General features: G+C 40.3%; 15 protein-coding genes. 13 read left to right on the top strand and 2 right to left on the bottom strand.

All coding sequences use genetic code 11. From position 1 onward, the window contains the following. The first annotated feature begins 160 nt into the window (after positions 1–160). The 12 genes from AB0756_RS13585 to AB0756_RS13530 all read left to right on the top strand — a co-directional run bounded on the left by AB0756_RS13585 (position 161) and on the right by AB0756_RS13530 (position 22,958). Positions 161–1,294, top strand: a complete 1,134-nt coding sequence (locus AB0756_RS13585) for an ABC transporter ATP-binding protein (protein WP_038080744.1) — start codon at positions 161–163, stop codon at positions 1,292–1,294. Continuing rightward, entirely contained in the window at positions 1,287–2,372 is a 1,086-nt protein-coding gene (locus AB0756_RS13580; protein WP_038080742.1) for an ABC transporter substrate-binding protein, read from the top strand. The genes AB0756_RS13585 and AB0756_RS13580 overlap by 8 nt, the downstream gene beginning before the upstream one ends. A 286-nt stretch (positions 2,373–2,658) precedes the next feature. Then, the gene (locus AB0756_RS13575; RefSeq protein ID WP_408103995.1) at positions 2,659–4,074 is read left to right on the top strand and encodes an AAA-like domain-containing protein; all 1,416 of its coding nucleotides are present in this window, start codon (positions 2,659–2,661) and stop codon (positions 4,072–4,074) included. Positions 4,075–4,395: 321 nt separating this feature from the next. Then, the gene (locus AB0756_RS13570) at positions 4,396–6,657 is read left to right on the top strand and encodes an AAA-like domain-containing protein (protein WP_038080737.1); all 2,262 of its coding nucleotides are present in this window, start codon (positions 4,396–4,398) and stop codon (positions 6,655–6,657) included. A 939-nt stretch (positions 6,658–7,596) separates the two neighbouring features. After that, positions 7,597–9,087 carry a hypothetical protein gene (locus tag AB0756_RS13565; protein ID WP_038080733.1) on the top strand — a complete coding sequence of 497 codons (1,491 nt, stop codon included), beginning with the start codon at positions 7,597–7,599 and terminating at the stop codon, positions 9,085–9,087. Positions 9,088–9,104: 17 nt separating this feature from the next. Beyond that, positions 9,105–9,722 (top strand): hypothetical protein, encoded by a 618-nt coding sequence (locus AB0756_RS13560; RefSeq protein WP_038080731.1) that lies wholly within the window; start codon positions 9,105–9,107, stop codon positions 9,720–9,722. A gap of 301 nt (positions 9,723–10,023) precedes the next feature. Further along, positions 10,024–12,276 carry a TOMM precursor leader peptide-binding protein gene (locus AB0756_RS13555; protein ID WP_038080729.1) on the top strand — a complete coding sequence of 751 codons (2,253 nt, stop codon included), beginning with the start codon at positions 10,024–10,026 and terminating at the stop codon, positions 12,274–12,276. 24 nt (positions 12,277–12,300) lie between these two features. Further along, positions 12,301–13,383: an amidohydrolase family protein gene (locus AB0756_RS13550; RefSeq protein ID WP_050046245.1), complete on the top strand. Its 1,083-nt coding sequence runs from the start codon at positions 12,301–12,303 to the stop codon at positions 13,381–13,383. A 320-nt stretch (positions 13,384–13,703) separates the two neighbouring features. After that, the gene (locus AB0756_RS13545) at positions 13,704–19,154 is read left to right on the top strand and encodes a trifunctional serine/threonine-protein kinase/ATP-binding protein/sensor histidine kinase (RefSeq protein ID WP_038080727.1); all 5,451 of its coding nucleotides are present in this window, start codon (positions 13,704–13,706) and stop codon (positions 19,152–19,154) included. Between the two features lie 239 nt (positions 19,155–19,393). Further along, on the top strand, positions 19,394–19,762 hold the full coding sequence (locus AB0756_RS13540; RefSeq protein ID WP_038080725.1) for a response regulator: 369 nt from the start codon (positions 19,394–19,396) through the stop codon (positions 19,760–19,762). A gap of 23 nt (positions 19,763–19,785) precedes the next feature. Beyond that, positions 19,786–21,969, top strand: a complete 2,184-nt coding sequence (locus AB0756_RS13535) for an AAA-like domain-containing protein (RefSeq protein ID WP_038080723.1) — start codon at positions 19,786–19,788, stop codon at positions 21,967–21,969. Between the two features lie 116 nt (positions 21,970–22,085). Next, the gene (locus AB0756_RS13530; protein ID WP_408019871.1) at positions 22,086–22,958 is read left to right on the top strand and encodes an ABC transporter permease; all 873 of its coding nucleotides are present in this window, start codon (positions 22,086–22,088) and stop codon (positions 22,956–22,958) included. A gap of 50 nt (positions 22,959–23,008) precedes the next feature. Here AB0756_RS13530 and AB0756_RS13525 read toward each other — a convergent pair whose 3' ends face one another. Both AB0756_RS13525 and AB0756_RS13520 read right to left on the bottom strand, forming a co-directional pair. Further along, the gene (locus AB0756_RS13525; protein ID WP_038080720.1) at positions 23,009–23,509 is read right to left on the bottom strand and encodes a hypothetical protein; all 501 of its coding nucleotides are present in this window, start codon (positions 23,507–23,509) and stop codon (positions 23,009–23,011) included. 268 nt (positions 23,510–23,777) lie between these two features. Further along, positions 23,778–24,125, bottom strand: a complete 348-nt coding sequence (locus AB0756_RS13520; protein WP_038080873.1) for a helix-turn-helix domain-containing protein — start codon at positions 24,123–24,125, stop codon at positions 23,778–23,780. A gap of 196 nt (positions 24,126–24,321) precedes the next feature. Between AB0756_RS13520 and AB0756_RS13515 the strand changes: the two genes are divergently transcribed. Next, positions 24,322–24,762: a hypothetical protein gene (locus AB0756_RS13515; RefSeq protein WP_038080719.1), complete on the top strand. Its 441-nt coding sequence runs from the start codon at positions 24,322–24,324 to the stop codon at positions 24,760–24,762. Positions 24,763–24,815: the final 53 nt, after the last annotated feature.

Genomic DNA, 24,815 nt, shown 5'->3' with positions numbered 1-24,815 from the left:
CCAGTCTTAAGTGTATTTACGGGCAAATTAAACTTAACAGTATATTTTTCTGTAAGTTATCTTTGACCGATAGAATAAACCAAAGTGTAACTTCTCATTTGCCTCATCGACTACATTGATTAACAAAAACACTTATACTCTCAGGATGAAATCAAGTACTATGGCTCAGACTCTAATTCAGAATCAAGGGGGAACAGCAGGTTTTGAACCACTAGACGTGGAATTACTTAGCGTTTTTAAGTTTTTTAACCAAGAACCTGCTGTCCACGGAGTAGACTTGGATATCAGACAAGGAGAATTTTTTAGTATCCTTGGTCCTTCGGGTTGTGGAAAAACAACTACACTCAGGCTTATTGCAGGGTTTGAAAGAGCAGATGCAGGTCAAGTGTTGATTCGCGGTCAGTCTATGACTAGTGTTCCCCCATATCGCCGCCCTGTTAACACTGTGTTTCAAAGTTATGCTCTGTTTAACCATTTAAATATCTGGGAGAACGTGGCTTTTGGACTGCGTCTTAAAAATCTCCGTAAAAAGGAAATAGAAAGCAGAGTCAAACAAGCTCTAGAATTGGTAAAGCTCGAGGGTTTACGATCGCGTTTTCCCAATCAACTCTCAGGGGGACAACAGCAAAGGATAGCCTTGGCAAGAGCGATCGTCAATCGCCCTGCAGTCTTGCTTTTAGATGAACCCCTTGGGGCGCTTGATTTAAAATTGAGAAAAGAAATGAGGGTTGAACTGTCCAATTTACATAAAGAATTGGGATTGACTTTCATCATGGTGACTCACGATCAAGAAGAGGCGCTATCTTTATCGGATCGGGTTGCTGTCATGAATCAAGGTAAACTCGAACAAGTCGGGACTCCCAGCGAAATTTACGAACAACCTCAAACAGTATTCGTTGCTAATTTTATTGGCGATACCAATTTATTACCAGGTGAAATAACTGGCGCTGATGCTTCTCACGTTAAAATTTTAACAAAAACAGGGCTTTCCATTATTGTGACTCGTGAAGAAAATACACCAACAGAAATATCACAATCTATCGTTGTTAGCGTGCGCCCGGAAAAAATACAGCTATCTCTTTACAAACCCAGCGTAGAAAATAACTGCTTTGAAGGACGGTTGGTTAATATTATGTATTTGGGAACGCACATCAATTATGTTGTGCAATTAATAAACGGGTTACAGATTAATGTTTTACAACCCAACACATTTGTTAATTTGCCAGATCGTGAAACTCCTATCTATGCTTGGTGGACAGAAGGTGATTGTTTGGCTTTAGTGAGTCATGACTAACAGAAGAGAATTTATTACAGGAATAGCAGCGCTCTCTAGCTTGTCTCTAGCAGGGTGCGGTTGGCGACTTGGAAACGTCCGTGCATCCGCTACCACTGGTTCCCGCGACCAAATGTACATCTACACGTGGGAACAATACACGAATAAGGATTTACTAAAAACTTTTAGCGCTCAAACGGGGATCAAAGTATTGGCAGATTTGTTTGATTCCAATGAAGCCATGCTCAGTAAAATCCAAGCGGGAGGTGGTAGTGCTTATAGCGTGATTTACCCGAGCGATTATATGGTACGGAAAATGGTGGACTTGGGATTGCTGATTAGATTGGAGCGCGATCGCATAATCGGCTTAGACAATTTATTTCCCAGGTTTCAAAATCCTATCTACGATCCCAATAACCGTCATAGTATTCCTTTTAGTTGGGGAACCACAGGTTTTATTTACAATTCCGAAAAGCTAACAACTCCACCTGAAAACTGGGACTATCTTTGGGAAAACAAACAAGTTCTGTCAAAGCGGATGGCGTTAATGAACGATTTCCGAGAAGTCATAGGTGCAGTTTTAAAGATGCTCGGTTATTCTTACAACTCAACCAATGAAAATGAAATTAAACAAGCTGTTGACACGTTAAAGGTTCTCATACCGGATGTAGCAGCTTTTACAACTGATGCATGGCGCAATCAAATCATTGCAGGAGATTTGCTCTTAGCAATGTGTTATTCATCCGATGCTGTGAAAATTGTTAGAGAAAATCCTAAACTGAAATACGTCATTCCCAAAAGTGGTTCTTCTTTGTGGACTGATACCGTCGTCATTCCCAAGACAGCCCCCAATATTGAAGCAGGTTATGCTTGGATTAACTTAATTTTACGACCGGAAGTGGCATCTGAAATGAGCCAAATATTAGTTCTTTCCACTCCCAACCGTGCTGGATTTGAGCAATTGCCAAAGAAAATCCAAAATAATCCCAATTTGTTTCCTTCAGAGGCAATTTTAACAAAGTGCGAACGTTTAGCTCCTTTGGGTCAAGAAGTTGAAGCATTGTACGAACGATACTGGATTGAGTTAACGAGTAGTTAATTGGCAAAAGAGAAGCGGGCGTTCGGTGATTCTCCCCGGTCTTCCTTGTCCCCATACCTTAATCCCCACTTCGTCGGGGCTCTGAGTTCCCCAGTCCCGACGGGCAAATGACTATAAAAAAAATTAATTATACCCTTGCTCAACTTAGGCATAGAAAACGGTACTATAACTTTATAATAATGTGCGTTCCGTGGTTGTGGTCGAGATTAATTATCTCGGGCAGTAGGAAGGGGTTTAGACAAAAGTTTCTATAATCATTATCGCTAAGATTGTTGAAAGCGAAGCCGTGAATTTAATTCATCGGCAGGAAAATAGTACCCAATTTCTCATGACTCTTGATTCTCTACTTGCAATTGTCAATCACAAGCTATTGGAAACCCAAAATCGCCCTCTGAATGATACAGAGACATTAATACTGCGCGGTATTTGGCAGAGTCAAACTTACGGTCAAATGGCTCAAGCAGGGGGATACAGTCCCGGTTACTTAACTAATGTTGTTGCTCCGGGGTTATGCCAAAAACTATCTTTAATTATTGGCAGGCGCGTGACCAAAAAAAACTGTCGGGCGCTGTTAGAATTTTATGCAGCACAGGCTTTGCCAGCGATCGCTACACCGTCAAGACAGCTTTCCACTCACTTTTTGACAAATAAACAAAAATCCCCCCGCTTTCCGAGTGGTTCGGTTCCTCTAGATTCAATCTATTATATTCAGAACACTGCTATCCAGGAGCAAGCTTTTGCGGAAATCAGCAAACCAGGAGCATTGATTCGGCTGAAAGCACCGAAAGAGATGGGTAAAACCTCTGTACTGTTAAGAATTATAGAATACGCGAAAAATCTTGGTTATCGTACCGTTAGCCTGAATTTAGAGGAGCATCTTGAAGGAGAGATCATAACCGACCTCAAGCGATTTTTGCGGTGCCTGTGTGCTAACATTTCTTTGCAATTGGGACTTGAGCCAAAACTAGACGATTACTGGGATTGGGATCTCGGTAGTAAGGTCAGTTGCTCTCTTTTCTTGCGGAATTACGTGCTCGAGCAGATTGACTCTCCAATAGTTCTAGCCCTAGATGATGTCGATCGGATTTTTGAAAGTCCCCAAGTGGCCAAAGAGTTTTTCCCTTTGTTGCGATCGTGGTACGAAGAAGCTAAAAGACAGCCCATTTGGCAAAAGTTGCGTTTGATTGTCGTACATTCCACAGAAGTCTATGTGCCTTTACAGCTTCATCAATCGCCTTTTAATGTGGGATTGCCAATTCAGTTAAGGCACTTTAATCTATCTCAAGTACAGGAGTTATCCCAATACTATGGGATTGATTGGGTAGATGATAATGAGGTAACATTTCTAACAGATGTAGTTGGGGGACATCCAGCACTCGTCCATCTGGCAGTTTATCACCTAAGTGATGGTGAAATCACTCTAACGCAACTTCTTGAAGATGCTTCTACGCCAGGTGGGATTTACTACCATCACTTGCAGCGTCATTGGTCTACTTTACAAGCACAGCCAGAACTCGCATCTGCTTTTGAAAGGGTTATGCAAACGACTATCCCCGTATTGCTAGAACCTGTAATTGCTTACAAGCTAAATAGTATGGGATTAATTAAGTTGGAAAACGATCGCGCAGTTCCCAGTTGCGAGTTGTATCGGCAGTATTTTCAACGAAAGTTTTCCTCTCCTATTTTGAAAAAGCTAGTATAATTTTCAGTAAATACAACAATGAAAAAGTCCGCATTAAAAATTTTTGTGGTCATTAGGGAGTCGTTAAAAAAAATTGGATGAAAAAAAAATAAGCTTTACTAGATCGATTTATACTTTTAATTCTGAAAGCGAGAATGATTCTATATTTTTTGAAATAAAGTGAAGTGCCAAGAATGGAACAGGAATATTTATTTCATAAATCGTTCTATCGTTAAAGAAACCGCTATCACCGTTAAAACAATTGTTAATAAAAATTACTTCTTGCAAATGTGGGAGTCAATCTCATAAGTCAAGAATTGACTATTACGAGATCGAACACTTATGAGTAGGTTAGTTGTTTTAAGCTTGGGTCAGGGAAACTTGCGTGATGGCTGTGCTACCGTCACCGCACAAGTTGGTGAAGCTAGCAACCCCTACCACATGAAAATAAGTGCTAGTTTACCAGCCGCACCAAAAATTTTAGAACTCTATCAAAATTGGCAAGCTCTTTATTATGCCTTCTATCAACGCCTGAGTTGTTGGCGAAATAGTGTCGAAACAGATGATTATCTTGAAATCTCAGAAGTAGGGCTCACTCATGTTTCTGAGGCTGATATTCTGAAGTTATCTCAAAAGCTGTCAAAAAGATTAAATACATGGTTGGACTCTAAAGAATTTCGTAAAATCGATAGGCAATTACGTACACAATTAAAACCATCTGATGAAATTCGCTTCATTATAGAGACTAACGATCCTTTATTGAGACGTCTACCCTGGCATTTGTGGGAGTTTTTTGAAGATTATCCCTATGGGGAAGTCGCTTTAAGTGCAACAGAGTATCAAAATACTAATAAATTACCTATTAATCATCGAAAGTATCAACTGAAAATTCTGGCAATTTTTGGAAATGCACAAGGGATTGATATCAGTCACGATAGAATGTTTTTGGAAAAATTATCCCATCGAGCAGAAATTAAATTTTTAGTTGAGCCAAATTTACGCGATTTGAATGACCATCTTTGGCAAGAAGGTTGGGATATTCTTTTTTTTGCAGGTCATAGTTCCAGTGAAGAAAAAGGGATTCTGCAAATCAATCCCACAGATACAATTTCCCTTGAGAAACTTAAGTATGCACTCAAGGAAGCAATGGGTCGTGGGTTAAAACTCGCAATTTTTAACTCCTGTGATGGTTTGGGATTGGCGCAACAACTCGAAGATGTGAACATACCTCAATCGATCGTAATGCGGGAGGCTGTTCCGGATGTGGTGGCTCAAGAATTTTTAAGATATTTCATAACTGAATTTTCTTCTGGCAAATCCTTATATGCGGCGCTACGTTCTGCACGGGAAAGATTGCAAGCATTGGAGAAAGAATATCCTTGTGCAACTTGGCTACCAGTTATTTTCCAAAACCCAGCCGAATCATCTATGGTTTGGTTGCAAGATGGTGTTCGGATTGAGTGGGAAGACGTGATAAGTTCGCCAAACTCAACTCCGAGTTTCAATCTTAGGGGAATGCAAACAGAAACGCGATCGCCCTTTACAACCCCAATGCTCTCCCCATCTATTAACATTCATCAAGACCTATTACCTCCGTATCCTAGTGGTTCTGTTCCCCTAGACTCTCCTTACTATATTGAAAACACTGCCGTTAGCGCACAAATTTACAGAGAAATTACTAAGCCGGGAGCTTTAATTCGGATTAAAGGTCCAATGGAAATTGGAAAAACTTCTCTGTTGTCAAGAATTTTGGAATATGCTAGCTGCATTGGCTACCGTACCATCGGGTTGAACTTTGAAGAGCAAATCGATCGCGACATTCTGAGCGATTTAAATCGATTCTTGCGTTGGCTGTGTGCTAATATTTCGCGTCAGCTTCAGATAGAACCAAGAATGGATGAATATTGGGATGAAGATATTGGGAGTAAAGTCAGTTGTTCGCTATACTTGCAAAACTACGTACTCGAATATATTGATTCTCCTGTGGTTTTGGCTTTAGATGAAGTGAACCAAATTTTTGAGTATCCACAGGTGGCGAAAGAATTTTTACCGTTATTGCGATCGTGGTATGAAGAAGCAAAAAGACGACCAATTTGGCAAAAGCTGCGTTTGATTGTGGTTCATTCCACAGAAGTCTACGTTCCCTTGCAACTTCATCAGTCACCATTCAATGTCGGGCTTCCAATTCAGTTACAAAGCTTTAGTTTTGAACAAGTACAGCAGTTAGCTTTACGTTATGGATTGGCTTGGAAAAATGGTTTAGAAGCAACCCTTTTGATGGATATGGTTGGAGGACATCCAGCACTGGTACATTTAGCGCTCTATCACCTCAGTCAGCAAGAGATAACTTTGACACAACTGCTACAAAATTCTGCCACTCCTACAGGCATATACTACCATCATTTACAGCGGCATTGGGTCACTTTGGAAGCACAGCCGGAATTAGCATCTGCTCTTCATAAAGTGATAAATACTACAGAAGCTGTGCAGTTAGAACCTGTTATTGCTTATAAACTTAGCAGTATGGGTTTTATTAAGCTAGATAACAATAAAGCAACTCCGAGTTGTCAATTATATCGTAAGTATTTTCAATCTAAGTTGTAACTGAACTTATTGCCTGCGAGGCTCCCACCAATTTTTCTTTCAAGCATCTTTAAAGCATAAAAATGCGAAAACACGTAGGTTGGGGAGCCACTCGCGTGCCCAGAGCAGCGCCGTGCGGTCTTGGGGAGACAGTGCGTTGCCCAGAGAAGTTGCGGCTTGGGGGTTTCCACCTCAGATGCTTCACTTGGGCAAAGCCCAAGACCGCACTGACTCCCCAAGCCGCAAACTTCGGGAGGTTTCCTCTGTTGTTCGCGCAGCGTCTCCGCAGGAGATAGCACCTGTCGTCTTTGCCCAAGAGGAGCAACTGGAGAGGGTTTCCCCCCAACCCCACTTCGTGGGGACCCCAAAGCCCCCCGTTGAGCGATGTGGCGTTTGAGGAACGAAACCCAACATTTACTGCCACGCTTTGCTGGACTCACCGCAAGGCAACGACTTAATTATCAAGGGGGTACAAGAGGCGGATTCAGTATCAAATACAAATATTTTATGTTTTTTAGATTAAATTTCTTATTAGAATTGCAGACAAAGTTTATCTCATAAAAACAAGTATTGTAAATAAACAAAATAACTATTATATATAAATTTTGCAATATTAAACTCATATAAAACTCATATTTAATAAAAATATAAAAAAATGTAAATTTTACAGAATACTATGTTCTTTAATATGCAATTTAAGGATATTCTGTAATTGGGTGTTAAATCATGGGTAAAAATAAGAGAAATCAAATACTTGAATCATCAAGTCTGCGATTTTAGTTCGACTAAAATGTCAGTCAAAATTTGCAAAAAATTAACCCATTTCTACAGAAAAATAGCTATTAATACACGAGCTTCCTTTGTAAAGATGTCCTTCAAAGTAGTTGCAGAAAAACTCAGTCTCTTCTAGAGACAAGCTATAGCGTGGCATAAATTACAATCAGTTGCAACACAATCGATATGAGAAATATTCAACGTCTCATTTTCATTTCAATTATTTCTATTTCAGTTGTGGTCTTAGGTTGTGTTTCTACAGGTCTAGCAGACACTCAAATTGACAAAGAACTTCAAAGCCAAAGCCGATTTCAACTTAAACCAGAAATCACTTCTGAAATTCCACACAATCCCAATTTAGCCAAACAACAGGCGCTATACCCTAATACGCCAAGAGTCGCTTTTATCGACAATTTTGCTTGGCAGGTTTTTCTGGCTTTAAATTGGCCTGCTGATTGTCAGCAAGGAGAACCCTTACGGAATGAGAAAATTGGTGAGGTTCCAAATGCTCCCCGTCTCTGGGAGTTCTATCGTACTCCAGAGACAATATTCCTTTCAGCAGGAAAAGAACCATCCATACAACCAACTAAACCTTTTACTTGTTTGAATGTCACCTCTACAAGAGGTTTACAGACAGAAAACTCTAGATTACAACTGACAGAGTCAGAGAAACTAGATAGCAACGGTACAAATGCAAACAAACCCCTTGTTGACCAGCAAGGCAACTACATTATTATGGAGGCATACATTAACCCACAAGAATTCAACCAAATTGTTGAAAACAAGTGGTATGACGCGGTCAACTTACAACAATTCAATAACGACGACAAGAAATTTGCGCTTGTATGTAGCGAAGATGCAAACGCCAACCCCCTCAATGTTCCTTGCAGCACATACGAGAAAGAAGGGGCGATTGAGATTAAAGCAGCTTGGCGAGTTTTCGATCCACAGACATCTCAGGAGGAGAAAGCTCGTTACTACACAACTAAGCGACAGAGGACGATTCCAGCACAGTCAACTGAATGTACGGAAGGTAAAGCACTTTGTAGCGATACCGATGAAGAATTTAGTCAGATAGTTGAGGTAGGTTTAATAGGCTTTCATATTAAGCATAAAACAAGCGAGCAGGGGTGGATTTGGTCTACTTTTGAGCAAGTAGATAATGTTCCAGATAGCACTTCAAACCGGGCTCGTTACACGTTGTACAACCCGGATTGTAGGGAAAACTGTCAAGAAAACAAGCCATATGTAGAGAAACCATACCTTTGGCGTCAAGAGGTTCCCCATGCTGTCAAAAAGGTAGGAGACAAAATTGAGAATCAAATTCCGTCACAGATAATTCGTCCACCAAACTCAGCGCTCAATGCTCAAAGATTGGAACAGAATAAGCAGTGGCAAGACGCACTGAAAGAAATCTCTCAATCATCGGTCTGGCAATACTACCAATTAATTGGTACTCAGTGGCTAACAAACCCCAGTCTGCCTTACAACACAAGTCTCAGGGACGTTACGCCAAAGTCCCCGTTAGCCAATGTTGCTATAGAACCATACATCCCACGTAGTAGTTGCATAGAATGCCATACCGGAGCAACACTGCAAGCTAATAGGCAACTTTTTACAGACTTTAGTTTCCCAATGGGTAGAGCTAATTCCAGCGCTCCTAGCGCGACAAACTAACTTAAGGAGTTTTAAAAATGGCAGAGCAGTCTAATACAACATACATGACATCATTACCTGAAGAGTTACAAACTCCTGAAAATATCGCAAAGATTCGGATTATTATTAAGCAATGGACTCAAATTATAGCTTGGACGTGGACTACTTTTTTAGCATTTGATGGAGATGAAGATAAGAAAAGGCAAGAGCAACAACTCAAGAATTATTTCAGTTCCATTCTTAAAAAACAAGCCCTAGCTCGTCTAGCAGCAATTGAGTATGGCGATCCCCCATCCGCTCAATTAGCAGAAGAAACAAGCAAAATTATCAAAGAAGTCATAATTGCCAATCAAACTGCACCAGATATTCAACTGACCTTATCTGATGTTTACCGAAAACTGACTGCAAACGACTACATTTTTACCGATCCTCTCATACAAGACTTTCGCTTTGAGGTAGTAGTAGATTCATTTACTGGGAGAATTCGCCAAGATGACAAAAATCAAGCAAAATATCTTGCTACTATTGCCTATCCACCACGTCCTGCATTGAGCGAATTTACCGTCACGGAGGAACAGTTGAATCAGTGGGTACAAGACAACAATAGCGGTGAATACCTCCCTCCATCTGTTTATATTCCTGTTTCTGGCTCCTAAAGTTTCAAAAATTTAATGGTTGCCCGGTAGCTCAACAAAAAAATATAACCTATTTGTAGTTGCGCTTAGTACAAAGACAACGCAACTACGCTCTTAAAAGTATGTTACATTTCCTTTGTTTGAGCTACTTACAACGGGGGTATCCCAATTTAGAACAAACATTGAGTAATTGAAATTGTGGATATACAAGCTAAGTCCACGGAGGTGGACTTTGTTTGTGTAGCTCCAAAATTCTATTCTGAAGGTATATTTGCTAAAACGGGATGCTACCCTTACAACGAGGTAAAAATTATCAGGCAAAATGTTTAGAAAACCGAAGTTTAAGACTTGCTTTCGTATCGAAATAGTTGAGACAGAAGGAGTCTTCCTCATATCTGAAAGAGACACAATTGTGCTTCAAGATAGCCTCTATCAATTGTTATGTCCCTTGCTTGATGGAAGTCGAACTGTTGATGAAATTGTTCAACAACTCCAAGATAAGCTCCCGGTGCCCTACATCTATTACGCACTGATGGAATTGGAGCAGAAGGGTTATCTCATGGAACATCAAGAGGTTTTACCTTCAAATATAGCCGTATTTTGCGAGCATTTAAAAGTCAAAACTGAAGATGTCAGCCGCAGATTACAAGCAACTACAGTGACTGTCAAAGCATTGGGAAATCTGTCCGTATCGGAATTAATTGCTACTCTCGAGTCACTGCAAATTCAAGTTGTCAAAGAAGGAGATTTTGAAGTTGTCTTAACCGACGACTACTTGCGACCGGAATTGGTCGAAATTAACCAAAAAAACTTGGCGCGATCGCGTCCTTGGATGTCGATTAAACCAATCGGAACTGTTATCTGGATTGGACCGATATTTCATCCTGAAAAAACAGGTTGTTGGGAATGCCTGTCCCAACGTTTGCAAGGTAACCGCCCAGTTGAAGGATTTATCCAAAGACGCGATCGTGTTTCATCACCTTTAACGCCACCACTGGCTGACTTACCCACAACACTAAAAACTGCCATAACAATGGCAGCAACTCAAATCCTTCAGTGGATCGTAAAAGCAGAAAACAAGCGCCTTGAAGGGATATTAGTGACCCACGATACTCTTACACTAGAAACACAGAGCCATTTTCTCATCAAACGTCCTCAGTGTCATAGCTGTGGCATTCTCAAACAGCAATATTTGAGCCCCTTACCTTTGATACTTGGAAACAGGAAAAAAACCTTTACGGCTGATGGCGGACATCGTTGCGTTTCGCCAGAAGCAACCTTGGAACGGTATCGATACCATATAAGCCCCATTACAGGAGTAGTGCGAGACCTGGGCAAACTCTCTTTCGATGCTAGGGGTTTAACTCATACCTATTTTGCCAAGCATCATTTTGCCTCAGTGTTTGATGACTTAAGTGTTTTAGAGAAGAATATTGGAGGTAGAAGTGCAGGAAAAGGGAGAACAGACGCTCAAGCAAGAGCAAGTGGTTTTTGCGAAGCTATTGAAAGGTACTCTGGCGTTTTTCAGGGGGAGGAAATCAGAGTTAAGAGCAGTTACCGAAAAATGAACAACAAGGCTATCCATCCCAATACTTGCATGAACTTCAGCCAAGCTCAATATGATGAACGCTCGGTGTGGAACGCTCATTGTGGCAGTTTTTTTCAGAGGGTTCCCGAACCGTTTGATGAAGAAAGAGAAATTGAATGGACACCTGTTTGGTCATTAACTTACCGAGACTTTAAGTATCTGCCAACCGCTTATTGTTATTTTGGCTATCCCATGTCTTCTCAGCCAGACTGTTGGGCAGACACTAATGGGTGTGCAGCAGGCAATACTTTAGAAGAAGCGATCGTACAAGGTTTCATGGAATTGGTAGAGCGAGATAGTGTTGCTTTGTGGTGGTACAATCGTACTCAAAGAGCGGCAGTAGATTTAGAGAGTTTTGAGGAGCCGTATTTTCAAGCCTTAAGAAGTTATTACCAATCCCTCGATCGCGAATTTTGGGTTCTTGATATAACCAGCGACTTAAATATTCCAGCCTTTGCCGCAATCAGTTATAAAAGTAAGTGCCAGGTTAAAGACATCATATTGGGTTTTGGTGCTCACTTCGATCCAAAACTCGCCGTTCAAAGAGCACTGACGGAAATGAACCAAATTCTTCCTGCTGTCTTAACTGCTGATGCCAATGGCATAACTCAATATGCTACCTCTGCTGAGCCACCCGTTCTCGATTGGTGGAAAACAGCGACGCTGGAAAATCAGCCTTATTTAATTCCAGATAAAAATGCTGCTGTCAAAAAGTCTTTTGACTACTCTTACATAGAAAACGATAACTTTCTTGATGATATTAAACTCTGTCAGCAAATTATAGAACAACGTGGCATGGAAATGCTAGTTCTCGACCAAACCCGTCCTGATATCGGGCTGAAAGTTGTTAAAGTTATAATTCCAGGAATGCGCCACTTCTGGAAGCGCTTGGCTCCGGGACGACTTTATGATGTTCCAGTAGAATTGGGTTGGTTGAAAGAACCGACACCAGAAGAGTGCCTGAATCCAATACCCATGTGGATGTAACTTTACTTATTAGTCAGCCCCGCCATGCTTGAAGGATATCGAATTATTGATGCAGATTCCCACGTCTATGAGCCGCACCACATGTGGCAAGATTACCTCGAACCCGCGTTTAAGAGCTTTGCGCTGTCTCCAGAACTAACGCTTGCAGGCGAAAAGATTGTCAACAAATACTCGAATCGGCTCCATCAAGAAGGTGCCAAACAAGTGACTCAAGCGTATCCCCTATCTTGGCTGAACAACTTTGATGCTGAGTCTCACGTGCGAGCTATGCAGCAGATGGGGGTTGATATATCGTTTATTTATCCGACTTACTTCTCATGGATCGTTGCTGTGGACACGATCGCACCACAACTAGCTGGTGCATTTGTCCGTGCTTACAATAATTGGCTTCGTGATTTCTGTAGCTACAATCCACGAATTCTTCGAGGTGTAGGTGTTGTCAATTTACACGCACCAGAAGAAATGGTGCTGGAATTGCAGAGAATAGCAGAGTTTGGCTGGAAATCAGTTTTTTTACGCCCCAATCCTGTCAAACGGAGAGTTCTGAGCGACTGCGCTTACGAACCGTTTTGGACAAAGTGCGAGGAATTAGGGATTGCTGTGAGCCTTCATGAGTCCACTCACAGTCGCTTACCTAGCGCAGGAGCAGATCGCTTCAACACTCGCTTTGCGCTACATGCTTGCTCTCATCCGATGGAACAAATGATGGCGTTGCTATCGCTGATTGAAGGGGGGGTATTAGAACGTCATCCCAAGCTTAGAGTTGGATTTCTTGAGTCTGGATGTGGCTGGCTTCCTTACTGGTTGTGGCGGCTCGATCGCGAGTACGAAGATCTTCGTTGGGAAGTTGCAGACAACGTAAAAATGAAGCCCTCGGAGTACTTTCGCCGTCAATGCTTTATCTCTATGGAGCCTTCAGAACCTTATCTGAGTCAGATTCTCGAATATCTTGGTTCAGATAACTTAATCTTTGGGTCAGACTACCCCCACATGGATCATCATCCAAAAGTGGTTGCAGAAGTCGTAGCACTTCAAAATCAACTTTCTAAAAAAGTTGTACAAAAGATTCTTTGGGATAATCCAGTTCGATTCTACAATTTAGACTAATACTCGACCCTATTGATTAACATACAGAGTCTTAATGTTTATTTTATGAATTAGCTCTTAGAAACCCATGCCTTCTTAAAACGGATGGGTATTTATCTTAATTATGATACGACTTAATTAGAAAGAGATCTTCACACTTCGCAGGAATTTAGCAGGTAGGGCAAATACATCTGAAGATGACTTGCTTCATGTAGTGTATGAGACTACAATTTGATATAATATATTATTAATTACTTCTTGAGAAATTAGGAAGATAAAATACGACAGACCCGTTACTTGAGTCGAGCATCAAAAGTGCATCCTTTGAAAAAATAATAAAAATGAGTGCTATTGCCGACTACCAAATTATCTCCAAAATTTACGAAAGTGCTAATTCATTAGTCTATCGATCTGTTTGTAACTCCATCACTCAACCCGTTATTCTCAAAATTCTCAAGGAAGATTATCCGACTCCCTCAGAACTCACTCGGTACAAGCAGGAGTACGAAATTACCCGTTCTCTAAAAATTGATGGGGTGATTAAAGCCTACAATTTACTGCCTTATAAAAACACGCTGGCAATGATTTTAGAGGATTTTGGGGGCAAATCGTTAGACCTTGTGATGCAATCCAAAAAGTTTACACTTCCAGGCTTTCTCGTCATTGCCATTCAGATTGCGGAGACACTCAGCCAAATTCATGCTGCTAATATCATTCACAAAGATATCAATCCTTCTAATATCATTCTTAACCTAGAAACCGGACAACTGAAGATTATAGACTTCGGGATATCCACAGTATTTACCCGTGAAAATCCAACAATAAAAAATCCGAACGTCTTGGAAGGAACATTAGCTTATCTGTCGCCCGAACAAACGGGTAGAATGAATCGGGTGCTCGATTACAGTACTGATTTTTACTCACTGGGTGCAACTTTTTACAAGATACTCACTCAAAGGCTGCCTTTTGAAACTAACGATCCTCTAGAGTTGATTCATTGTCATATCGCCAAGCAAGCTGCTCCTCCCCATGAAGTCGATTCAAAAATTCCCCGAACTCTTTCCAATATTGTCATGAAGTTACTAGCCAAAACTTCTGAGGAGAGGTATCAGAGTGCGTTGGGGCTTAAAGCAGATTTAGAAGAGTGTCTGATACAGTTACAGCAAACTGGGCAAATTTCAGAGTTCCCAATTGCTCGTTACGACATTTCAGACAGATTCAAAATTTCCCAAAAACTTTATGGTCGAGACACTGAAATAGCAACCTTACTCTCAAGATACAAGCATGTTGCCGAATCCAATTCACTTGAGGAACAGGCATTCCAAAGAACAGGTAGAAAGCAAAGTGAAATGGTGTTAGTTGGGGGTTATTCTGGAATTGGGAAATCAGTACTAGTCCAAGAACTCTACAAACCGATTACCGAGCAACGCGGCTACTTTATATCTGGGAAGTTCGACCAGTTTCAGCGCAATATCCCTTATTCCGCAGTTGTTTCAGCCTTCAAGTCTCTAGTGCGACAGTTATTAACTGAAAGTGAAGCTCAACTGGCTAGGTGGCGGGAAAAACTCCTCGCTGCTTTTGGCGTTAACGGTCAAGTGATTGTTGAAGTCATTTCTGAGGTAGAACAAATAGTTGGACCACAGCCTCCCGTACAACCATTGGAACCAACTGAGGCTCAAAACCGCTTCAATGCAGTCTTTCAGAATTTTATCCGGGTTTTTTGTCAGCGATCGCATCCATTAGTGATTTTCCTAGACGACTTACAATGGGCAGACTCTGCGAGTCTCAAGCTTATCGAGCTGATGATGACCGATAACTGTTTGGGATATTTGCTATTGCTTGGTGCTTATCGTGATAACGAAGTCAGTGCCAATCATCCGACAATGTTAGTTATTGAGCGATTGAAACAGCAAGGGGCAATTGTGAACACTATTATTCTGAACCCCTTAAAGCTAGAGGAAATCACTCAAATGATTGCCGACACGCTCCATAGCGATCGAGAAATAGTAAAACCGCTAGCAGAACTAGTCTATCGCAAGACTTCAGGAAATCCCTTCTTTATTAATGAGTTCCTCAAAACAATATATCAGGAAAGCCTTCTGACTTTCGAGCGACAGCAAAAGTGCTGGTATTGGAATATTTCTCAAATTGAATCTTTAGGCATTACAGAAAATGTGGTAGATTTAATGCTCGGCAAGCTGAGGAAACTCTCAAAATTAACCCAGAAAGCATTACGTTTAGCAGCTTGTGTTGGAAACAGTTTCGACCTCACAACACTCTCAATTATTTACGAAAAATCACCTGCCGAAACTTACAAATCTCTTCTGTCAGCAATCCAATTAGGTTTAATTCAGCCTATCTCAGAGCTAGAAACGACCTCAGACATACCAATTGAAGCGGAACTCGTTATTCAACATTATAAGTTTCTGCACGACAGGGTGCAGCAGGCGGCTTATGCGCTGATTGATGGCGATCTGAAGAAGGCAGTTCACCTTCAAATCGGTAAACTTTTGCTAGCTAACATGAGTGAAGCAGAGCGAGAAGGAAAAGTTTTTACTTTGGTCGATCATCTGAATAAAGGACGAGAATTGATAGAAAACTTGGCTGAAAAGGAATCTCTAGCAGAATTCAATTTACATGCAGGGAAAAAAGCTAAAGAGGCAACTGCTTATACTGCTTCTAGAGAATACTTACTTTTAGCGGCAAATGAATTTCCGGGCAATATTTGGAACGATCGCTATGAAATGGCACTAGATCTGTACAAGGAACTTGCAGAAGTTGAGTATCTCAATGGGAACTTTGAGAAATCTCAATCTTTGCTTGACACAGCTATTCAGCAAGCGAAAACACCTCTCGATCGCACGGAATATTACTTTCTTCGCATTATTCAGTGTACCCTATTAGGGGAATACAGTAAGGCAATAGAGACAGGACGAATTGCCTTAAAATCTTTGGGAATTGACCTACCAACACAGAATTTGCAAGCAGCTTTTGAGACGGAGCTTGTAGAATATCGAAAAAATTTAGGCGAGCGTGATATCTCTGTATTATTTAACAATCCGGAAATGGAGATCCCGGAAAAAAGATCTGCTTTAAAAATACTGACTCGCATCTTTCCTGCTGCTTGGATTTTAGATCCAATGCTGATGTATCTTGTTGCAGCGAAACTGGTTAATCTCAATATTAAATACGGACACATGGAAAAATCTTCCATGGGTTATAGCTTCTTTGGAGTAGTTAATACCCATGTTTTACACGATTATCACTCGGGTTATGAATACAGCTCTCTTGGGATGAAACTCTCTGATAAGTATAGGGATTGGTCTTGCAAGAGCGCAGTTACACAAGTTCATGGCAGTTTCACTATGCACTGGCTCAAGCACATCAAATTTTCTGAGAGAGTTAATAATGAAGGAGCTGAAGCAGGGTTGCAAGTTGGTGAGTTCCAATTGGTTGGATACACCATGACATACAACTTATACAATCTTATCTGTCAAGGTAAAAGTTTAAACTCCCTTCAGAAGGAAGCTTCGCGCAGTTTACAGTTTAGTCAAGAAACTCAGAATCAGTGGGCAATTAATTGTATATTGGGTGCCACAATATTTATGGAAAATTTGATGGGGCTTACCCAAGACAAATTTTGTTTTGATATAAAAGATACCAGTGAAAAATGTTTTTTAGAAGATGCTCAAAGAGAAACTCTTGCAGCCATCTGCTTTTATTATATTTTGAAGACTCAAATCCTTTATCTATATGGTAGACCAATTGATTTGACATATCTAGAACAAGCAGGAAAATTGGTTGATTATATTCCCGGAACTATCGCAATAGCCGAGCATAATTTTTACTACTCCTTAAACCTAGCTTTTCTGTATCCTCAGGCTTCTATAGGTGAACGGAATAAATACTGGCATCAACTGGAAATAAACCAGCAATATATGAAACAATGGGCTGATAATTGTCCGGAGAATTTCTTACATAAATATATTTTAGTGGCTGCGGAAATGTCTCGGCTCTCGGGTCAGTGGCACCAAGCAATGGATTTATACGACCAAGCGATTGAATCTGCAAGAAAAAACGAATTTACTCAAAATGAAGCTTTGTCGAATGAATTAGCTGCTAAGTTTTGGTTGGAACGAGGAAAAGCGGAATTTGCCCAACTCTATATGAGAAAAGCCTACCAAGGCTATCAGCTTTGGGGCGCAAAGCGTAAAGTAGAAGATTTAGAAGAAAAATACCCTCAATTGCTTGTTTCAACATCACTTGGCAGCAAAACCTCTCGGATAAATACTACTACAACTAGTACTTCAGCTTCTAGTGAGGTGCTAGATTTAGCCACTGTTTTGAAAGCATCGCAAACTATTTCGGGCGAAATCGTTCTGAGTAAATTGCTACAAAACTTGATGAAAACCGTTCTTGAAAATGCGGGTGCGGAAAAAGGGTTCTTAATTCTAGATAAAGAGGGTAATTGGTTGATTGAAGCTGAGGGGGTAGTTAATGATGATGAGGTGACTGTACTTAGATCTATTCCTGTAGACTCTGTAGACTCTAACAGCCAGATTCCCTTGTTATCATCTGCGATTATTAACTACGTTGCTCGCACTCAAGAAAACGTAATTTTAAATGATGCGTCAAACGGAGGACAATTTATTCGCGATCGCTACATGATTGCCACTCAACCCAAGTCTATTCTTTGTACTCCCCTACTTTATCAAGGCAAACTTAATGGTATTCTCTATCTGGAAAATAACCTGACAACAGGAGCCTTTACAAGCGATCGTGTCGAAATTCTCAAAATTCTTTCTGCCCAAGCAGCTATCTCGATTGAAAATTCTCGTTTGTACGAACAGTTAGAAGATTACAGTCGAACCTTGGAACAAAAAGTAGAAGTGAGGACTCATGAATTACAAGAAAAAAATCAGGAATTGGCAAGCATACTGGAAAAATTAAAAGCTACACAAGCGCAAATTATTGCTCAAGAGAAATTAGCATCTTTGGGAACTCTAACAGCAGGAATTGCTCATGAAATCAAAAATCCTTTAAACTTTGTTAATAACTTTGCCGAACTTTCTATAGAGTTAACACAAGAATTGCTAGCAGAAATTGAAAGGCAAAAAGACCAATTAGAGCCAGACAGTAAAGAATATATTGAAGAGATTTTAAGTGACCTCAGCCAAAATGCTCAAAAAATTAACGAGCATGGCAAAAGAGCGGATAATATCGTGCGTGGAATGTTGATGCACTCTCGCAGTCAAACTGGAGACGAGCGACAGATGGCTCATGCGAACACTTTGCTAGGAGAAGCAATTAACTTGGCGTATCACGGAATGCGTGCCAAAGATTCATCTTTTTACATGACTGTTGAGACTGATTATGATAATAATATCGATCGTTTAAACATAGTACCGCAGAACATCAGCCGTGCTTTGATAAATATAATTAATAACGCTGGTTACGCAGTGCATAAAAAAGCAATACGCTTTCAAACACGATCGAGGAGCGATCGAGAAACATTTTCCCCTACCCTTTCCGTCAAAACCCAAGACTTGGAAGACGTGATTGAAATCACTATTAAGGATAATGGAGATGGGATTCCCCGAGAAATGCAAGATCGAATCTTTCATCCCTTTTTCACCACCAAGCCACCTGGAGAAGGAACTGGACTCGGTTTATCTATCGCTCACGATATTATCGTTCAGCAGCATCAAGGGGTCATTAAAGTAGAATCCGAAGTTAATAATTTTACTAAATTTATTATTGTATTACCTAAAAGTTATTCTAAGAACCGATAAATTAAGTACGATGGATAAAGCCCTCCAAAAACCTTGTAGGATGACCGATACCCACACTACTTAAAATTTTTTACAAATAATTTAGCATTTTTATACATTTTCTATGAAGAGATTGGCACTAGCCCGATCTTTGCAGACCAGAATCTTTGTTTCCCCATAAAATAATGTAAGAGAGTTTAGGAAACTTAGTTTTTAATCTCTACATATTTTGCTCATTTAGTCAATGATTTAAGTCATAGATGAAAATAATGATTGTAGACGACGAACAAGATGTAAAACTGCTATTTCAGCAAAAATTTAGGAGGGAAAGCAGACAAAACCAAATTACCTTCTATTTTGCTTTCTCAGGAGAAGAAGCACTAGAGCAATTACAAAATAATCGTACTAAATGTCTATCTCTAGTTCTAGCAGATATTAATATGCCTGGAATGAATGGGTTAGAACTACTCAAAATTATAAAAGAAAGATTTCCCGATCTAAAAGTATTTATAATTACTGCTTATGATGATGACAAGAATTATCGAGCAGCAAAAAAATTGGGCGCAGATGATTACATTACAAAACCAATTGAATTTAACAAACTTAAGGAAAAAATCTTGAGTTTATAAAACATCCCAATTGGGAAAAAATTATGACAGCAAAAATATTAGTTGTGGATGACGAACCCGATTTAGAACTCCTACTTCGTCAGGTATTTAGAAAAAAAATTCGAGAAAAAAATTTTCAATTATTTTTTGCCCAAAATGGTTTGCAAGCACTAGAAAAACTGGAAGCAGAACAAGATATAGATATTGTCTTAACCGATATCTATATGCCAGAAATGGACGGTCTTGCTTTGCTGACTAAACTAAGCGAGTTGTACCCACTCGTCAAAGCAGTTATTATCTCCGCCTATGGGGATCTTGAAAAAATCAGAACCGCGATGAACCGAGGGGCTTTTGACTTCCTGACAAAGCCAATTAATTTTCAAGATTTAGAAATTACTACCAACAAAACTCTACAACACGTACAGAGGATGAAAGCAGCGCGAGAACAAGAAATGTTCGCACAAAAAGCCCAAGCAGAACTATTAACTCGCCTGCAAGCCGAAGTTGTAGAACGTCAGCGAGTAGAAGTTGCCTTGCGTGAAAGTGAGGGGAGGCTAGCTCAATTTTTAGAAGCTGTCGCGGTCGGTATATTTGTGATTGATGCCACCGGACAGCCTTACTACGCCAATCAAACTGCCCAAAGAATTTTGGGGAAAGGAGTTGAAGTTACAACCAAAACACCTCAACTACCTCAAATATACAACGCTTACCTTGCTGGAACCGAACAACTATACCCCACAGAACAACAGCCCATTATTCGAGCGCTCAACGGTGAAACCACAACTGTTGACGATCTTGAAATTCGTCAATTAGATAACATTATTCCTCTAGAAGTAGCCGCAACTCCAATTTATAACGAAAAAGGTGAAGTTGTTTATGCTATTGCTGCCTTCACTGACATCACCCAACGCCAACAAGCAGAAGCAGAACGATCTCGATTTACTCAAGAACTTGCGCTGAATAATATCGCTTTGCAAAAGGCTAAAGATGCCTTAGCAGAGTCTAATCGGACTTTAGAACAAAAAGTGGAAGAGCGCACAAGAGAACTTTCTCAAACATTGGAAATTTTGAAAGCTACTCAAGCTGAACTTGAATTTGAAAATGCTTTATTAAGAAGTACGGAGGATACCTCAGGTTTTGATTATCAAGTTGGCGGTAGTTTGCCAATGGATGCTCCCACTTATGTGGTACGTTCTTCAGATCGCTATCTTTATAAAGCGTTAAAACGTGGAGAGTTTTGTTACATACTGAACACCCGGCAAATGGGTAAGTCAAGCCTTATGGTACGCATGCTGAACCGCTTGCAAACTGAAGGTTTTGCTTGTGCGGCAATTGACATTACTCGACTTGGCGTAGAAGAAGTCACTCCAGTTCAATGGTACAAGGGATTGGCGGTGGAGTTGTGGCAAAATTTTGATTTGATGGGAAAAGTAAATTTAAAAGCTTGGTGGAAAGAGCAACAGGATTTGTCACCCTTTCAGTGCTTGAGTCGGTTTATAGAGGAGATCGTATTATCTCAAGTTCAAAGCAAGCATATTTTTATTTTTATAGATGAAATTGATACTGTTTTGGGTTTAAATTTTCCAGTCAATGACTTTTTTGCTCTAATTCGCTTTTGCTACAACCAACGCAGCATTAATGCCAAGTATAAAAGATTAACCTTTGCTTTATTTGGAGTTGCAACTCCCTCTGATTTGCTGAGCGATCCCCAACGAACCCCCTTTAATATTGGTCAAGCAATTCAACTCAATGGTTTTCAGGAGCATGAAGCCCAACCTTTATTACAAGGACTTGCGGAGAAAGTTAGCAATCCGCAAGTTCTTTTAAAAGAATTGCTAGCATGGACAAACGGTCAACCTTTCCTCACGCAAAAGATTTGTCATCTGATCCGTTCTTCTTGCTCTTGCGTTCCCACCAATCAAGAAGCGCAATGGATAGAAACTTTGGTGCGAACTCAGGTGATAGAGAATTGGGAATCTCAGGATGAACCAGAACATTTAAGAACAATTCGCGATCGCATTCTTAACAGCAAGCAAAACACTCTGCGCCTTCTAGCACTTTATCGACAAATTCTACACTCTGGAACGGTTGCTTCAGTGGACAGCCCGGAGGAAAAGGAATTAATCTTGTCAGGGCTAGCGATCAAGCAACGGGGTTGCTTAAAAGTTCACAATCGTATTTATGAATTAATTTTTAATGAAAGTTGGATTACCTTACACGGTGGGTGAGCTATCGGATCTTTTCCTTGCACTGCAAGTAGCTCTATTTTCTGACTTCCAGACTAAACTAAATAAGTTCGTGAAAAATTGTCGATCGGCTTGTGACCACTCAAACCTCAAATCAAATTGCCAAAGCCCCAAAATTTCGTCGTCCTTGGTTGGACTTCCTACAACCATTGATACTGCTTGCACCATCTGGACTTTGGTTGTTGCTTTTGTTAGTACTGCCAACACTTATTATTTTTGAGTTAAGTTTAGTACCAAATATCAGACCTGGAGAAATAGTCAACCCTCGAAATCTCTACAACTACATCCGAATACTCGATCCCCTGTACCTGCAAGTTATGGTGCGATCGCTTGATTTGGCTATAAAGTCCACAATTATTTGTTTGATCTTTGGTTTTCCTGTTGCGTATTGGATTGCTCAGATCGCACCGTCTCGCTGGCGCAACTTGCTGCTCATTGGTTTTGTTTTACCTTTATGGACTTCTTCCCTGCTTCGCTCTTATGCTTGGATTACAATTCTCCGTCCCACTGGATTACTCAACAGCATACTGAGTACTATAGGTTTACCCACTATAGATATACTTAACCGCAATCCTGCAGTGCTAATTGGTATGAGCTATAGCTTATTACCCTACATGGTTTTAATTTTATATGCAGCCCTAGAAAAATTAGATAAACGTTTATTAGAAGCAGCCGCCGATTTAGGAGCAAATCCCATACAAACCTTTTTGAAAATCACAGTTCCTCAAACTTTAACTGGAATTGCTGCGAGTTCTTTTCTCGTATTTATCACTGCATTCGGTGATTTCATCAATCCAGAATTACTGGGCGGAGCTTCTAGCATGACAGCAGCACGGCTAGTCTACAATCAGTTCCTCGGTCCCACTCAAAATTGGGGATTTGGTTCTGCTTTAAGTACGACAATTATTTTGGTTGTGAGTCTTGTTATTGCTCTTTTGATTAAATTTGGTGATGCTACACCAAGAAGATAAGGGTTAGTCGTTAGTCGTTAGTGAAACAACTAACGACTAACCACCAACCACTAACCACTAACCTTTTCCCGTTCGCAACCATCTCGAATGGTACACAGCTCGGTTTTCGATATACCTAAAATTCTAGAGAGCGGTGCTAATAAACTATCATCTACTGGTTCTCCAGCGTAAATACTATTCAGTTCTACAGGCGATAACTTAAAAGTATCGCAGAATTTAACAAACTCTTGATTGTTCAAATCAAGTTCTAGTTGTCTCTCGCCAAGTAAAGTTGCGATCGCTCTCGTTCCATGTTTGGGACGTTCGCTCATTTTTATGTATTTTTTCATTAAGTCTTTTACTTGGCTGAGTTCACCACCCGACTGTTTGATTAATTCAGCACAAGCTATTTTTAGAGCTTTTTTTAAAATTTCATCTTCATTTAAAACCTTTAACACTTCGTCAGCAAATTCTTGTTTTAAGAGTCCTGCAAGGGAGCCTTTATAGTGAAATGGTAGGTAAGTTTCGCTAGCATCTAATTGCCAATCCAATGGTTCTTTACGTAATGACATAGGTGCACCTTATACACAGATTTTGTTCTATCTTGAATCCACCAAGATGATGAGAACCATATGCTATTTAGCCCCAACACTCAAAAAATGAGAAAGGGGATAGCTACAGTCATCTTTTGATGACAGAAAAATAGTTTCATTCTGTTTTAACCCAAGTTTTGCTTTTATGTCATCAAAAGTGACAGCACTATTCGTTGAAAGTATTTATTACTTCTTACCCCGCTTTTGTCAATCCTGCAGAGGTTTAAATTGCTCAACTAGCCTTAGGTCAATCGCTTAAAGCCTCAGCCGCCGCAGCCAATCGCGCCGCCCCAGCTTGCACGATCTGAGCGACTTGGGTCAGAGGCATGTGATTAATTTGTCTGAGAATTAAGTTGACATCAGAAGTTTCTGTGACTGATTTCCCTTCCAAACAGCAAAGAAGTTCTTCTAGCGTATATCCTGCTCTCGCTGCAATTTGAGCTAAATTTTCTGTGTCTGGTACCTTAACGCCTTTTTCCCACATTTGAACAGCAGTAGCAGAAACACCCAAAAGCTTGCCAAACGCCCGTTGGCTCATTGAACCACGAGCCAGCTTGATAATTTCTACCAGTTTCTGTCTGCTTTCTGTGTTCACTGCTGCTTGGCTAACCAACTGTAACTACAAGTCTATTTGCATAATAACCAGTTTATTTGTCTGTTGACATCCTCATTATTTAGCAGTACACTTCTACCTGAGTTTTAAATATACAACTTAAGTTGTCAATCAAAGACTGGGTGCGATAAAACGACTTGGTCTACAGGTTTGTTTGTCTGTAGGATGAAAATACGTCATGCATCAGCGATCGCACAAGACTCACAAGAAATATCGCCGCAAAGGTCAAAGCTTAATCGCTTCTAATAAAATTAAACCAGAAGAATGGGAAATTTCCAATGCCGAAGCCAAACACGCTTTGAAGGCACAAGGCTGCAAAGTTAAAGAAATTAAAAAAATTCGTTGTTTAAAGCATCAAGTGTGTATATCTTATTGGGATGAAAAAGGTGGCGTTTGTAGTGGATTCTTCAGCTACCGGATTTTTACAAAGTGGCAAGTGGAAGTGGAAAAGTTAGTTAATGCTTGTCAAAGCTTAAAGGAATGGGTTTTGCTCGATCGCATCATGAAGTACGAATTCGCTTGCTATCCATATCTCAAGGATATGGAAGATGTACTTAGAAACGCATTAAAAAACTGCTTGTATATTTTGGAAACATCCGTGCTACTACAAGCAGTTTGATGAAGGGGCAAGGAGGCCCCTCAGATAATATCTCGTTTCCAGGCTGCCCCCAC

Origin of the sequence: Tolypothrix campylonemoides VB511288_2, assembly GCF_045999855.1 — a bacterium.
Taxonomy (GTDB): domain Bacteria; phylum Cyanobacteriota; class Cyanobacteriia; order Cyanobacteriales; family Nostocaceae; genus Scytonema; species Scytonema bouteillei_A.
The sequence above is the reverse complement of the archived record's forward strand: the minus strand, read 5'-3'. Positions and strand labels throughout refer to the sequence as shown.

Bases quoted from the DNA above. Each gene is read 5' to 3' on its own strand.
- AB0756_RS13555 (WP_038080729.1), top strand. From the start codon at position 10,024: ATGTTTAGAAAACCGAAGTTTAAGACTTGCTTTCGTATCGAAATAGTT.
- AB0756_RS13580 (WP_038080742.1), top strand. From the start codon at position 1,287: ATGACTAACAGAAGAGAATTTATTACAGGAATAGCAGCGCTCTCTAGC.
- AB0756_RS13545 (WP_038080727.1), top strand. From the start codon at position 13,704: ATGAGTGCTATTGCCGACTACCAAATTATCTCCAAAATTTACGAAAGT.
- AB0756_RS13560 (WP_038080731.1), top strand. From the start codon at position 9,105: ATGGCAGAGCAGTCTAATACAACATACATGACATCATTACCTGAAGAG.
- AB0756_RS13550 (WP_050046245.1), top strand. From the start codon at position 12,301: ATGCTTGAAGGATATCGAATTATTGATGCAGATTCCCACGTCTATGAG.
- AB0756_RS13570 (WP_038080737.1), top strand. From the start codon at position 4,396: ATGAGTAGGTTAGTTGTTTTAAGCTTGGGTCAGGGAAACTTGCGTGAT.
- AB0756_RS13540 (WP_038080725.1), top strand. From the start codon at position 19,394: ATGAAAATAATGATTGTAGACGACGAACAAGATGTAAAACTGCTATTT.
- AB0756_RS13515 (WP_038080719.1), top strand. From the start codon at position 24,322: ATGCATCAGCGATCGCACAAGACTCACAAGAAATATCGCCGCAAAGGT.
- AB0756_RS13585 (WP_038080744.1), top strand. From the start codon at position 161: ATGGCTCAGACTCTAATTCAGAATCAAGGGGGAACAGCAGGTTTTGAA.
- AB0756_RS13565 (WP_038080733.1), top strand. From the start codon at position 7,597: ATGAGAAATATTCAACGTCTCATTTTCATTTCAATTATTTCTATTTCA.
- AB0756_RS13525 (WP_038080720.1), bottom strand. From the start codon at position 23,509: ATGTCATTACGTAAAGAACCATTGGATTGGCAATTAGATGCTAGCGAA.
- AB0756_RS13535 (WP_038080723.1), top strand. From the start codon at position 19,786: ATGACAGCAAAAATATTAGTTGTGGATGACGAACCCGATTTAGAACTC.